The sequence below is a fragment of the Streptomyces sp. NPDC001493 genome (genome assembly GCF_053597235.1).
In genome coordinates this window covers 1-12,544 of the sequence record NZ_JBSFHV010000016.1, presented here as the reverse complement: position 1 = coordinate 12,544, position 12,544 = coordinate 1, and the positions used below count along the sequence as shown (strand labels likewise).

At 70.0% G+C, this 12,544-nt stretch carries 15 protein-coding genes; 13 read left to right on the top strand and 2 right to left on the bottom strand.

Translation table 11 applies throughout. The features are described 5' to 3' along the window. The first annotated feature begins 4 nt into the window (after positions 1-4). The 8 genes from ACWCWD_RS22425 (at position 5) to ACWCWD_RS22390 (ending at position 6,679) form a co-directional block, all read left to right on the top strand. Positions 5-937, top strand: coding sequence for a type II secretion system F family protein (locus tag ACWCWD_RS22425; protein ID WP_450774860.1), 933 nt, complete (start codon positions 5-7; stop codon positions 935-937). Positions 938-950: 13 nt separating this feature from the next. Beyond that, the gene (locus tag ACWCWD_RS22420) at positions 951-1,838 is read left to right on the top strand and encodes a DUF5936 domain-containing protein (RefSeq protein WP_450774858.1); all 888 of its coding nucleotides are present in this window, start codon (positions 951-953) and stop codon (positions 1,836-1,838) included. A 62-nt stretch (positions 1,839-1,900) separates the two neighbouring features. Beyond that, a complete protein-coding gene (locus ACWCWD_RS22415) occupies positions 1,901-3,250 on the top strand; it encodes a sensor histidine kinase (RefSeq protein ID WP_450775182.1) in 1,350 nt (449 codons plus the stop codon). 14 nt (positions 3,251-3,264) lie between these two features. Further along, a complete protein-coding gene (locus tag ACWCWD_RS22410) occupies positions 3,265-4,290 on the top strand; it encodes a response regulator (RefSeq protein ID WP_450774856.1) in 1,026 nt (341 codons plus the stop codon). A 253-nt stretch (positions 4,291-4,543) separates the two neighbouring features. Further along, complete coding sequence (locus tag ACWCWD_RS22405; protein ID WP_450774854.1) at positions 4,544-4,774, top strand: hypothetical protein; 231 nt, start codon at positions 4,544-4,546, stop codon at positions 4,772-4,774. Then, positions 4,771-5,376 carry a pilus assembly protein TadG-related protein gene (locus tag ACWCWD_RS22400; RefSeq protein WP_450774852.1) on the top strand — a complete coding sequence of 202 codons (606 nt, stop codon included), beginning with the start codon at positions 4,771-4,773 and terminating at the stop codon, positions 5,374-5,376. The genes ACWCWD_RS22405 and ACWCWD_RS22400 overlap by 4 nt, the downstream gene beginning before the upstream one ends. Positions 5,377-5,405: 29 nt before the next feature. Then, positions 5,406-6,020: a hypothetical protein gene (locus ACWCWD_RS22395; RefSeq protein WP_450774850.1), complete on the top strand. Its 615-nt coding sequence runs from the start codon at positions 5,406-5,408 to the stop codon at positions 6,018-6,020. An 8-nt stretch (positions 6,021-6,028) separates the two neighbouring features. Next, positions 6,029-6,679: an OmpA family protein gene (locus tag ACWCWD_RS22390; RefSeq protein WP_450774848.1), complete on the top strand. Its 651-nt coding sequence runs from the start codon at positions 6,029-6,031 to the stop codon at positions 6,677-6,679. A 96-nt stretch (positions 6,680-6,775) separates the two neighbouring features. On the opposite strand, the gene ACWCWD_RS22385 is transcribed toward ACWCWD_RS22390, so the two are convergent. Beyond that, positions 6,776-7,324, bottom strand: a complete 549-nt coding sequence (locus ACWCWD_RS22385; RefSeq protein ID WP_450774846.1) for a hypothetical protein — start codon at positions 7,322-7,324, stop codon at positions 6,776-6,778. 326 nt (positions 7,325-7,650) lie between these two features. On the opposite strand from ACWCWD_RS22385, the gene ACWCWD_RS22380 reads away from it, so the two are divergent. Together ACWCWD_RS22380 and ACWCWD_RS22375 are read left to right on the top strand one after the other, a co-directional pair. After that, positions 7,651-8,322: a hypothetical protein gene (locus ACWCWD_RS22380; RefSeq protein ID WP_450774844.1), complete on the top strand. Its 672-nt coding sequence runs from the start codon at positions 7,651-7,653 to the stop codon at positions 8,320-8,322. A 365-nt stretch (positions 8,323-8,687) separates the two neighbouring features. After that, the gene (locus ACWCWD_RS22375; RefSeq protein ID WP_450774842.1) at positions 8,688-9,317 is read left to right on the top strand and encodes a hypothetical protein; all 630 of its coding nucleotides are present in this window, start codon (positions 8,688-8,690) and stop codon (positions 9,315-9,317) included. A gap of 30 nt (positions 9,318-9,347) precedes the next feature. On the opposite strand, the gene ACWCWD_RS22370 is transcribed toward ACWCWD_RS22375, so the two are convergent. After that, positions 9,348-9,725: a DUF192 domain-containing protein gene (locus ACWCWD_RS22370; RefSeq protein ID WP_450774840.1), complete on the bottom strand. Its 378-nt coding sequence runs from the start codon at positions 9,723-9,725 to the stop codon at positions 9,348-9,350. Positions 9,726-9,855: 130 nt separating this feature from the next. Between ACWCWD_RS22370 and ACWCWD_RS22365 the strand changes: the two genes are divergently transcribed. From ACWCWD_RS22365 to ACWCWD_RS22355, 3 genes are all read left to right on the top strand, one after another. Next, positions 9,856-10,728 carry a prepilin peptidase gene (locus ACWCWD_RS22365; protein WP_450775180.1) on the top strand — a complete coding sequence of 291 codons (873 nt, stop codon included), beginning with the start codon at positions 9,856-9,858 and terminating at the stop codon, positions 10,726-10,728. Between the two features lie 122 nt (positions 10,729-10,850). After that, positions 10,851-11,672, top strand: a complete 822-nt coding sequence (locus tag ACWCWD_RS22360; protein WP_450774838.1) for a class I SAM-dependent methyltransferase — start codon at positions 10,851-10,853, stop codon at positions 11,670-11,672. A 101-nt stretch (positions 11,673-11,773) separates the two neighbouring features. Continuing rightward, positions 11,774-12,211: a hypothetical protein gene (locus ACWCWD_RS22355; protein ID WP_390963579.1), complete on the top strand. Its 438-nt coding sequence runs from the start codon at positions 11,774-11,776 to the stop codon at positions 12,209-12,211. Positions 12,212-12,544: the final 333 nt, after the last annotated feature.

The window sequence follows — 12,544 nt, the reverse complement described above, 5'->3', positions numbered from 1 at the left end:
CGCCATGAACTATCTCCCTCTGATCACGGTCGGCGTGACGCTGCTCTGCGGCGTACTCGGCGTCTGGGGCCTGTACGCCTACACCGGCGGCAAGGCGGACCGCGACGCACTCGTGGAGCGGCTGTCGTACGCCGGACACGCCGCCAGGAGCAACAGACGCTTCGCCGGTGTGGACCGGCGGCTGCGGACGACCAAGCTGGGCCGGAAGCTCGAACTCAAGCTCGGCGCGACAGGGTTGGAGGTGACGCCGGGCGAGTTCCTGGTGTACGCGATCGCGGCGATGGCGATCCTCTGGGCCGTGGCGTCCGCGATGCTGGCGTCCTTCTTCGGGCCGGTGGCGGCGCTGATCGGGCTGTGGGCGACTAATGCTTTCCTCAACTGGCAGCGCAACAAACGGATCGAGCGATTCATCAACCAGCTGCCCGAACTTTCCAGGGTTCTCGCCAACGCCACTCAGGCCGGCCTGGCACTCCGTACGTCACTCGCCATGGCGGCGGAAGAGCTGGAGAACCCGGCCGGAGAGGAACTGGCCCGGGTGGCGCGCCGACTCGCGGTGGGAGAGTCCCTGGACGACGCCCTCAGCGAACTGACCGACCGGCTCCCTTCCCGTGAACTCTCCGTTCTCGTATCCACGTTGGTGCTCTCCAACCGGGCCGGTGGCACCGTCGTGAGCTCTCTGCGCAACCTCACCGAGACGCTGGAAGAGCGCAAGGAGACCCGGCGCGAAGTCAAGACCCAGCTCTCCCAGGTCACGGTCACCGCCTACGCCGTGCCCGTCTTCGGCCTCGGGGCGATGCTCCTGATGAACGCCGTGATGCCGGGAGCTCTCGACCGTATGACCGGAGCTTTTCTCGGTCAGGCCGCCGTGGTGGTCTCCATCGCCCTGTACACGATCGGATTCGTCGTGATCCGTCGCATGTCCCGCATCGACGTCTGAGGGAGGAACCGACATGGACTTGTTGCTCGCTGTGGGCGCGGGACTCGCGATCTACGGAATTCTGTACGGCTACCGGATGTACCGCGCGGACGCCAAGCTCCCCACCGACCTCGCCGTGGCCCTCGAAGTCGGCTCCACCCGCACCTCTGCCGTGGGCTCGGGCGTCGACCGGATCGGCATGCGGTGGGCGCCGACGGTGCTGCGGATGATGGGCGAGAAGGCCGTCAACAAGAAGCGCCGCCAGATCGACATGGCGGGCAACCCCGGCGGCCTCACCATCGACCGTTACGCGGCCCGACGCGCGGTCTACGGCGCCCTCGGGCTGTTCGGCGCCTTCGCGATGCTGCTCCGCGGCCAGGTCTTCTTCGCCCTGCTGATGGTCGTCTTCGGGCTGTTCTGGGTAGAGGCAGGCATCTGGTCGGCGGTCCGCGCCCGGCGAGAGCACATCGAGCGCACACTCCCGGACTTCCTCGACGTCCTCGCGGTGGTGGTGTCCGCGGGGCTCGGTTTCCGGCAGGCACTGGGCCGGGTGGCGGAGAAGTACGAGGGGCCCTGGGCCGACGAACTCCGCATCACTCTCCGGCAGATGGACATGGGTGTCAGCAGGCGCCAGGCCTTCGACGAGCTGCGCAAGCGCAACGACTCCGAACAGGTCGCCATGTTCGTCACCGCTCTCCAACAGGGTGAGGAGCTGGGTGCCCCGATCGTCGACACCCTGATCCAGATCGCCAACGACATGCGGCGCACCGACGCCCAGAACGCCCGCCGGAAGGCCGCGCGTGCCGTGCCTAAAGCGACCTTCGCCGTGACGACGTTCCTCCTGCCGGGGACGCTCGTCCTGCTGACGGTCGGGTTCGTGTACGGGGCCAACCTCGACCTGGGCTTCGTCTCGGGGAAGTGAGAGAGAACAGGGTGCCAACGTGGGGAGGAGGTGATGCTGTGAGGCTTCAGTTGCGCCGGTCACTGGTCGACAGGCCGGATGGGGCTCGCCCCGGGGGCGAGTCTCCGGCACCTGAACCCACGTTGACCATCCAGGTCAACGCGTTGCAGGCCATGTGCCGTCAGGTGTTCGGTTTTCGGCTCGCGATGATCGCCGTCGCCACTCCCTTTGCCATTGGCGGAGCGGCTTCGGGTGCCGCCGGCTGGCTCGTCGGTGGAGCGATCCTGGTCACCTTCATGGGCTCATACGCCTTGTTCCGCGACTGGGAGCGTTTTGGGCCGCAACTCTTGAGACACCGCTGGGTTCTCGCCGTGGACGTCAGCCTGGGCGCACTGCTGCTCATCACTGCCACCCCTGATTCGACGCTCGCCTACGTCACGGTGTGCACCCCGCTGCTGGCGGGACTTGTCTACGGCTGGAGGGGATCCGCTGTCTTCGCGGCGCTTCAGATCGTGATCGTCCTCGGGGTGTACAACACCGTGCCCGGTCTTCGGAACGGCGACGACACTGGAGTGTTGCTGCTGCCAGGGTTCTGCGTGATCGCAGGCGCGATGGGGGTTACGCTGCGTAACCTTCTGCTTCGTTTCGGTGCGGCCAGCCAGGCGCTCACCGAAACGAGAGCGCGTCTTGCCGTGAACGAAGCGGTGGAAGGTGAGCGCACCCGGCTTGCCAGGGAGATGCACGATTCAGTGGCCAAGACGTTGCACGGCCTCGCTCTGGCGGCAGAGGGACTCTCTGGGTCCGTCGACCAGATGGATCAGCCCACCATCCGGAGCCAGGCCGGACTTGTTGCCCGTGCCGCGCGCCGCGCGGCCACGGAGTCCCGTGAACTCCTCACCGACCTGCGCCGCGAGTCGGGGCTGGACGGAGGGGTCGATGTACTCAGCGAACTTCGCTTACGTACGCAGGACTTTACTCAACAGCACGCCGTGGTCGCGTCCTTCCGACTGCTGAGTGACGCTCCAGCACCGGCAGTTCCCCACGTGGTGGCGCGGGAACTGCTCACGGTGGTCGCAGAGGCGATGGAAAACGCTCATCGGCACGCCGACCCGAGTCATCTCGCCGTGCTCGCGGGAGTAACTGGCAACGTCCTGCGTATCAGCGTTTGTGACGACGGGCGTGGCCTGCCGATCGGAACATCGCTGGAAACGCTCCGCGGCGCCGGCCACTTCGGCCTCGTCGGCATGGTCGAGCGGGCGGCGTCCATTGGCGCGCGGATCCGGATCGGCCAGGGGGAGGCCGCGCGAGGCACGGAGGTCCGTCTCGAGCTGCCGCTTGCCGCTCTTCACGCCACGGCAGCGGGGCGGGATCGGACGGGACCCTGCTCGCCCGAGACCTCCTCATCCCCCACCCAGCCAACCGATGCGATCTGAGAGGAGCTCGCGGCGTGCCGGACGACAGCTCCCGCCCGCAAGGGCGGCGCGACACTCAAGAGCAGAGCAGCCCCCAGTACACAGCTGAACAGCACGGACGCGGGATCCCTGTTCCCCGGCCAAGCGTGGGCCCCGGGGGCCTTCCTCCGCAGTCGCCGTTTCCCCCGGCCGTCGGGCGCCGGACTCCGATGAGAGTAGTTGTGGCCGATGACAATCCTGTGGTCAGGGCAGGACTTGGCGCCTTGCTCACAGGGCGTCACGACATCGAGGTTGTGGCGCAGGCCGCGAATGGCAGGGAGGCCTACGAGGCGGCACATTCCCACCGCCCCGACGTCGTCCTTCTGGACGTGCGGATGCCTTTGGTGGATGGCATCTCCGCTCTGCCCCACCTGGTTCCGATCGCACCGGTACTGATGCTGACGTACAGCCGCGAGAGTGCGATCGTCAGGGAAGCGCTCCGGCTGGGTGCGAGCGGCTATCTGGTGCACGGTGAATTCAGTTCCGACCAGCTCGTGCAAGCGGTGCGGGACACGAGGGACGGCCGGGCCCACTTTTCGAGCACGGCGGCCAATGCCCTGCTCGCTCACATGCGTCAGGACGTTCTTACGGATCCGACCCCTTTGCCCGATGGCCTGGGCATGGCGATCACGTCGAGTCCGATACAGGAGGGGTACGTTGCGGCCGGGCCTCTCGCGGAGGCCACAGGCTTCCCCGCTGAGACATATCCACGTCGACAGGCGGAAGGGCTTTCGCAGGTGCAACCTCTTGTGGGACAGTCCTCAGTGGTGGGTCGAGTACCCTTGAACGTCAATCACCTTGACCATGGGCTCAGTTCGCGGGAGGTGGAGATCATGGAGTTGATTGCTTCCGGAATGAGTAATCAGCAAATCGCCGCTACCTGCTTCATCAGCGAGAAGACGGTCAAGAACCACATCAACCGCATCTTCACCAAGCTGCAGAGCCGTAGTCGCAGCGAGGCCATCGCGCGATGGCTCGGCACGGCACCTCCCACAGGTCTTGGCCCACAGGGGAGGCAGTAGGTCATGGGTGGCCAACAGCTGATCCGGTGGAGGGTTCCTCGATCCTGTGTGCGATGCGAGGGCAACCTCTGGGCAGGCAGCGAAATTTGGGCCCAGGAATGGGCCCTGAGGCCCTCCGGTGGAGGGTCTCCCGCGCCGTATGTTTCTCGTGTCGAGGACGGCATCGGCCGGGAGGAAGCCGGTGCCGAACGCGACGCAGAAGCTAAGTGCGAGTCGGCCGGCAAGCGGCTGACCGGACCAGGAGGGGACCCCCATGTCGAACGCTTCCCTGAAGAGCACCATTCGCGTCAACGGTTGGGCCAGCACGGCGGTTTCGGTGATTCGGAAGCGCTACGCGGCGAAGGATCGGGGGCAGACGGCGTTCGAGTACCTGGGCATTATCCTGGTGGTCGTCGCGATCATCGGTGCGATCCTCGGCACGGGCATCGGCGGGGATATCTCCGAGCGAATCACCCAGTTGGTCCAGAACATCGTCTCGGGATGACGCCCGTCCGGTCCCGGAGCGAGCGAGGGCAGGCCTTCCCCATCTACGTCATGATGGTGGCGGGCCTGCTCTTCCTTGCGTTGGCTTTCTTCGCGGTCGGGAAGGCGTCGGCTCTCCGCAACGGCGCCCAGGGGGCTGCGGATGCCTCCGCGCTGGCTGCGGCCCAGACGGTGCGGGAGGAGTTCGAGGTGCCATTCATCGCGGCCCTCTGGACAAACTCGATCGAACAGTTCCTCAACACTCCCTTTGCCGCGGCCTGCGGTGCCGCACGCAGCCTTGCCTCCGAGAACGACGCCACGCTCGAAGACTGTTATTCGCGCTATGGCCGCGACCGTGACTCGATGACGACCAGGGTGCGGGGCTCGGACTCGGTGAACTCGTCGGTCCTGCCAGGATCCGACAGCACGCGGGCGACAGCTGAAGCCACCGCTGTGATCGACTTCGGGTGCGAATGGACCTCCGTGGACCTCAATGACGACGGTGTTCAGGACGTCTACTTCTTCACGTGTCCGAACGGGGCGCTCGAGATTAGGCCAAGCAGTCCCCCGCCGTGGTCCAGAGTGAGCAAAATTCTCTTCGACGTGCACTTGGTCGACAGATGACAGCGAACGACGAGTAGAGGATTCGACCCATGAGCATTCGGCGCACGATGACATCCCTGAGGACGGTGTCCGCCGCCTCGGCTGTGGCGGCCCTTATCCTCACGCTCTCCGCCTGCGGCGGGGACGACGGAGGTGGGTCCGTCGACGAGGGCGCGTCCCAGACGTCCGCGTCCACCGCCTCCCCGTCGGAGGACAAGGGGCAGCAGCAGCCCGACACCGCTGCCGGTGAGAACGTGGATCCCGATGTCAAGCTCGCGGAAGTTCAAGGTCGGAACGGCGTCGTCATGACGATCAACCAGGTTCTACGGGACCCCGGCGGATTCGTGACCGTGCAGGGCGTCATCAAGAACAACGGCGACACCGCGGTCAATCCCTCCTCCTGGGTGGGAGGCGAAGAGGGCATCGTCGGTGCCAACTTCAACTCGGTGGCAGGGGCGACTCTGGTGGACAAGGTGGGCAAGAAGCGGTACTACGTCCTGCGTGACACGGACGCCCGATGCCTCTGCACCACAAAGATCGCCGGGCTCCAGCCTGGGGACAGCACCTCCGTCTTCATGCAGTTCCCCGCCCCGCCCGCCACGACCACCGAGGTCGACTTCACCCTCCCGACCTTCGCCACCACGTCCCTCAAGATCTCCGGGTGAGTGCGCGGATGGCTGACACGCGACTGACCCCGGCACGGCGACGGCACCTGGCCATCCCGGTCGCCTCGGTGATGCTGATCGCCGGCGTGACCCTGTTCGGTGGCACGCCCGCCCTGGCCGACGACGGGCCCTCCGTCCCTCCCGGCACCGAGGCCACCTCCGAGGCCCCCGTCCCCCTCGACGCCAACGACCCCGACCTCCGGATGCCCGAGGGCGGCACGCTCGCCCCGGGGAAGGTTCTCGACATCGTGCAGGTCGTCGAGGACATGGGGGGCGAGGAGCGGCGGGAGGACTCGAACCAGTCCATCAAGTTCGCGCTCCAGGCCGAGGTGCTCTTCGGCAAGGACAGCGCGAAGCTCAGCCCGCAGGCGAACTCCCGGATCGAGGCCATCGCGGCCGAGATCAAGAACCAGAACGCCACCCAGATCCGGGTCTTCGGCTTCACCGACAATCTGGGCTCCTCGGCCCACGGCGACGTGCTCTCCAAGCAGCGCGCGGAGGCCGTGCACGCGGTGCTCTCCGAGCAGCTCGGCGCGGAGGTCACCTTCGAGATCCGCGGGTACGGCGAGGAGTACCCGATCGCGGACAACAGCACCGAGGAGGGCCGGAAGAAGAACCGCCGCGTGGAGGTCTCCTTCCCGCGCGGCGCCACCTCCTGAGGCTCTGATCGGCCGAACCGCCGGGCCCGGGTCGCGAGCACCTCGTGACCCGGGCTCCGCCCGTTCCGGCCCGTCGCCCAGCCCGCGGGGTCGTCCCTACCGGTCGCCCCGGGCCCGCCAGTCGTGGCCGCCCGTCCTGCCGCCACCGTCGTGCCGCCGGTCGTACGGGTACGAGGGCGGCGGCACCGGCGCCGTGGCGCGCTCCTCCAGCAGCCGGTCCACCGCGATCCCCACGGCCGCACCGGTGACGAGCGAGGCGGCCGGCATCAGGACCCCCTCGATGTCCGCCAGGTTCCAGGAGACGGCGTAGCCGTGGGCGAGCCGGGCCAGCGGGACGGCCAGGCAGCCGAGTGGGTACAGCACGCGGGACGCGAGGTGGCTTTCGGGGAGCAGCCGGGCCGCCGCCAGTACGGCGCACACGGTGACGGCGAGGCCGGGCAGGTGGAGCAGCCCCAGGCGCCAGCCGAAGTCGTCCAGGCGTTTCGGGGTGCTCAGCGTCACCTCCAGCGCCCGGCCGACCATGAAGCCGGCGGCCAGTTGGACGAGCGCGCCCGCCATCCAGCTGCGGATCAGGGGGAGGAGCCTGCCGGTACGTGGCCCGGAACCGGCTTCGACCCGCTCTCCGTCCCAGCCGCCACCGCTCACGGTCCACCTCTTCTCGGCGTACGCCCATGGCCCCTCCGTGAGCGTAGGCGGCGTACGGGCTCCAGGCACGGGTCCCCAGCCCCAATCGCGGGCCCAAGTCGCGCGGATTGAATGCCTGTTGGGGTGTTCGGGCGGCCGGACGGCGGGCGGTACGCATGAGCCGCTCCCGCGCGGGCTTTCCCGACGGGCGGGATCTTGGGCCCTCGCTGAGCCCAGGGGCCCAAGACCCGGCTCCGTAAGGGAGTTAGCGTCGGACTCGTAGATCACGAGACAGCGATCCGGCGCTCCCCCCACTGTGCCGGGCTGCACGCCGACGGGAACCTGCCGTGAAATTACTGGAAAGTGTGCGCAGTCTGGTCTTCCTGGGGAGCCTTCCGCAGGCCAGGGCCTTCGCCGCCGGCTGCGCGGAACGCACCTCCGTGGTGCTGCTGCGATCCCTGGACCTCGCCGGGCGCGCCGACGACCTGGCGGCGTGTCGGGCCGCCGTTGACCTGCTGTGGAGTCCGCACCCGCGGCCCGCCGCCGTCCCCGGGCTGCTCCGGCACCTGCATGCGCTGCCCGAGCTGCACGGTCCCGGAGCCGTCGCCGGTCTCGACGTGCTGGCGAGGACCGGCGCCCGCGCGCTGTACTCCGCGCTGGTCCTCGCCGCCAGCCCCGAGGACCGCGGCGGGCCGGGAGGAGCGGTGGAACCGTCCTTCTTCGCCCGGGACTTCGCGCGGGAGCTGTACTTTCATGGGGCGAAGCGGCTCCCCGCCGAGGAGGACGGTGCGCAGAACCGTGACGTGTCGCTGATCATGTCCTTGCGTGCGGCGGAACTGCCCTCGGCACTGGTGTCGTTACGGGCGAAGGCGGTGGAGGAGGGGCGCTACCGGCTGACCCTGGCCGTCACCGGGTGCACGTCCCACGCGCCCGGCGCGACGTCCCAGGCGCCCGGCCCGGCGACCCAGCCGTCCGGCGCGGCGGACCGTAGGAGGGGCGGCCTGCGGCGCTCCGCCTGATCCCGCGCCCCGCCTGTCGTCGCGCGGCTTCCCGCGACATGCAAGCGAAACGCGGGACGTGCAGGGTGGAGACACGACGGACGGGACGGACAGGGCGGGCACCCCGATACGGGTGTGCACGGCGGAGAACGGACGGTGGGCGCATGCGAAGTCGGCCCGGACGCACGGCGGGTGCGCTTTCCGCCGTCGCGCTCTGCCTGGTGGCGGGAGCCTGCGCACCGGACGGCGAAGTGGCGGATCGGGCGAGTTCGAGTCCCGGGACCGCGAGTCCGCGTCCGGGGAGTGCGAGCCCGGCGACCGTGGCCCTCGCGCCCGACGCCGGAACCACCCCGCCTGCCGGACCACCCGCTCCCACACCGGCCGAAATGGTGCTGAAGGGCGGCGAGTTGAAGGGGTACGAGATCACGCCCCTGCGGTACGAGGAGGTGCGCGGCACCGAGCAGTCCGAGGACCCCGCCTGCGCCCCGCTGGTCGACCTGGTCAACCTCGCGCCTCAACCAGCCCCTGCGGCAACCGTGTTGCGTACCGCTGTCGATGCTTCCCGTGCCGGGCGGGACGATCAGACCGTGGTGACCGTGCTGTTGGCCGAGTACGCCCGCGACGACGGGGCGGCGTCGCTCATGGACCGGGTGCGGCGGGCCGTCGCCGTCTGCGCGGGCGGCTTCCGTACCCGGGGCGGCGACGGGCCTGCCGCGTACACCACTGTCACCGCGCTCCCCGCCCCGCGCGCCGGCGAGGACACGTTGGCCTTCCGGATGATGTGCGGCAGGGGCGGACAGCCGAGCCCGCTGGTGTTCACCGTCGTACGGAGCGCGGCCGCAGTGGTCGTCTTCGGTGCGGCCAACTACCTGGACGGCATGATTCCCGCCATACCGTCCGAGCTCGTCACCGCGCAGGCCGGGAAACTCCCGCAGGCCGGGAAACTCCCGCAGGCGGGGAAACTCCCGCAGGCGGGGAAACTCCCGCAGGCCGGGAAACTCCCGCACGCCCCGTGAGACCCGAAGCGCTCTCTCCCGTGGGGGAGTTCAGTCGGCTGCAGGCCCCGCCAGGTTCACCGTCACCCGGACCCCCGGCCGGAGTCCCCATTCGGCCATCGCCCCGGCCTCCGACTCCACCGCGTGGCGGGCGCGCAGCCGGGGGAGGCCGAGTCGGCCCGGCCTCATCGTGCGGACGGCGACGACGTTCGACTTCCGGTCCAGATAAGCCACGTCGATGGCGAACCGCATGCGGAAGGTATGGACGCTCGAACAGGGCGTGAGCAGCAGCGCTCCCTCGATCCCGTCCTGCCCGAGCAGCCCCCGGGTACGCGCCCGGTACGAAGCGGCCACCCGCAGCGGGACCACCCGCGCCTCGCCGCCCGTACCCACGGTCAGTGTTCCGTCGCCATCACGCCATCTGCCCATGGGCACCGACCGTAGCGCCCGCCGGAACGGCCCGTGCCCTGTCGGACAAAAGATCAAGCAGTCCCGCCAGTGGGCCCTCAGGCCCAAGACCGGTGCGGGGGAGTGCGATTAGGGTCGGGCCGTGGACGACATCCGGATCGCCGTCGTGACCTTCGCAGCCGTCTGGGGCGCTGCCACCGGGCTGCTGCTCCCGCGCGCCGCGTACCGGTTCTCGGTGGAGCCGGAAGAGGAGTGGCGCGACGCCTGCCCCGCGGGACATCCGTTCACCGGCAGTACGCGCAGTACGCGCAGTGCCGCCAGCACCGGCAGCAGCTTCGCCCGTGGCTGGCTGGGCCCTGCCCGCTGCCCGCACTGCGTACCGGGCACGACAGACACGCCGGGCGCCACCGGCACCACGGGCGCGACAGGCACCACCCCCGGCACCACGGGCGCGACGGGCACCCCCACCCCAGCAATCACCCTCACCCCGTACGCGCCCCAGCTCGCCCTCCCCGTGGTGACCGCACTGGTCTGCGCCCTGCTGGCCGCCGCGACGGGGGCGCGTCCCGAGCTCGCCGTCTGGCTGCTGCTCGCCCCCGTCGCCGTACTCCTCGCCGCCGTCGACCACCGGGTCCACCGGCTCCCCGATCAGCTGACCCTGCCGCTGGCCGGAGCCGCCGTCGTCCTCCTGGGCGCGGCGGCCCTGCTGCCGGAGCACGTCGGCTCCTGGACCGGGGCGCTGCTCGGCGGGGCCGCACTGGGCTGCTTCTACCTGGTCCTCTACCTGATCAACCCGAACGGGATGGGCTTCGGCGACGTGAAGCTCGCCCTCTCCCTCGGCGTGGTGCTCGGCTGGTACGGCTGGCCCGTGCTGGTGGCGGGCGGGTTCGCCGGGTTCCTCTTCGGCGCCGGGTACGGCCTCGGGCTGCTGGTGCTGCGGCGCGCGAACCGTCGTACGGGCATCCCGTTCGGCCCCTTCATGATCGCGGGCGCGCTGACCGGCGTCGTCCTGGGCGCCCTGTGACGCCCGGCGACGGGCAGGCCGGGGCGACGGTACCGTCGGCTCCCGGAACCGACGGCCGAACCCCACGACGCAGGCGCTCAAAACCGTTCGCGGTCGCGGCGCCGTCCTGCGACCCTGCGGACATGTCAGAGCAACCCGAGAACCCCGCTGTCTCCCCGCCTCTCACCGGGACGTCCGCCGAACGCTTCGCCGCACTGGTGGCCGAGGCCGAGGCGGCGCCGATGGACGGCTGGGACTTCTCCTGGCTGGACGGGCGGGCGACCGAGCAGCGGCCCTCCTGGGGGTACGCCCGCGCCATGGCCGACCGGCTCGGCCGGGCCACCGCCGCGCTCGACATCCAGACCGGCGGAGGCGAGGTACTGGCCTCGGCCCCCGTACTCCCGCCGCTCATGGTGGCCACCGAGTCCTGGCCGCCGAACGTGGCCCGCGCCACCGGCCTGCTCCACCCGCGTGGGGCGGTGGTGGTCGTGGACTCCGACGAGCCGCCGCTGCCGTTCGGGGACGGCGCCTTCGACCTGGTGACCAGCAGGCACCCGGTCACCACCTGGTGGCAGGAGATCGCCCGGGTCCTGGCCCCCGGGGGAACGCACTTCTCCCAGCAGGTCGGGCCGGCGAGCGTCTTCGAGCTCGTCGAGTACTTCCTCGGCCCGCTGCCGCCCTCGGCGTACGCCGCCCGCGACCCCGAGCGGGCCCGCGCCGAGGCCGAGGCGGCGGGGCTCGTGGTGACCGACCTGCGGGCGGAGTCGCTGGACACCGCGTTCTTCGACATCGGGGCCGTCGTCTACTTCCTCCGCAAGGTCATCTGGATGGTGCCGGGCTTCACGGTCGACGCCTATCGGCCACAACTGGAGTCGCTGCACCGGCGGATCGAGACCGAGGGCGCGTTCACCGCCCACACCACGCGTTTCCTGATCGAGGCGCACAGGCCGACCGGCGCCCCGTAGAACGGCTTTCGGTGAGGAAATCATTAACCTCCCTCCCCTTGTGCCGTCTTGTACCGCAGAGTGCGATCCTGGACGAGTTGTACGGAGAGAGGGAGCGTGTCGTGGGGAGCGAGCAGTCCGGGGGGACGGCCGGCCGGCACCGCTCGGGCAGGTCCGACTGGCTCCGGGGCGCCCGGATCATCGGCGTCCACGGTGTCTTCTACCGCCCGGACGGCCGGGCCGGCGGCGCCGAAGCGGTCGAGTTCGTCCTCGCGGACGACCGGTCCGTCCTGATGACCTGTGCCACCGACTGGACGCTGCGGGTGACCGCCGGCACCTGGCCGCACCTGCCCGAATGGTGTGTGCCCGCGGGGCTGTGGCTGCACGGCCCGCTGAACAGCGTGCCGCCCGCGCCGTACGGGGGAGGCTGGACGGTCACCGGAGCGCGGGAGAGCAGGGACGAGAACGACGAGGTGCGCGAGGCCGTCATCCACTGTGAGAACGGCGACTTCGTGGTCGCCGCCGGGGACGCGCTCGTCATCCGCTTCCACCCGGCCTGATGCCAGCCCTGAAACCGTCCCAGAAACCGGCCCTGAAACCGGCCTGGCCCGGCCTTGACCCCGGTCCCGGCCCCGGCCCTGCCGCGTCCCTGCCCCGGCCCGACACGCCCTCGAACCCGCACCCGTCCCAGGCGTCCCACACGCCCCGGAATGCCGGATTCCCTGCCCGGAACGGAGTCCGGCGAATCCGGAGAGTAGTTGTGGAGTGGCGCGGCAGGCGAGAACGCTCACGAAGGGTTAGGGTGGGACTCCCCCCCTCGGGCCGGGGGGGGGGGGCGGCGGCCCCCCCCCCCCCCCCACCCCCCACCCGCGCAGAGAGAGGGGGCGACGACG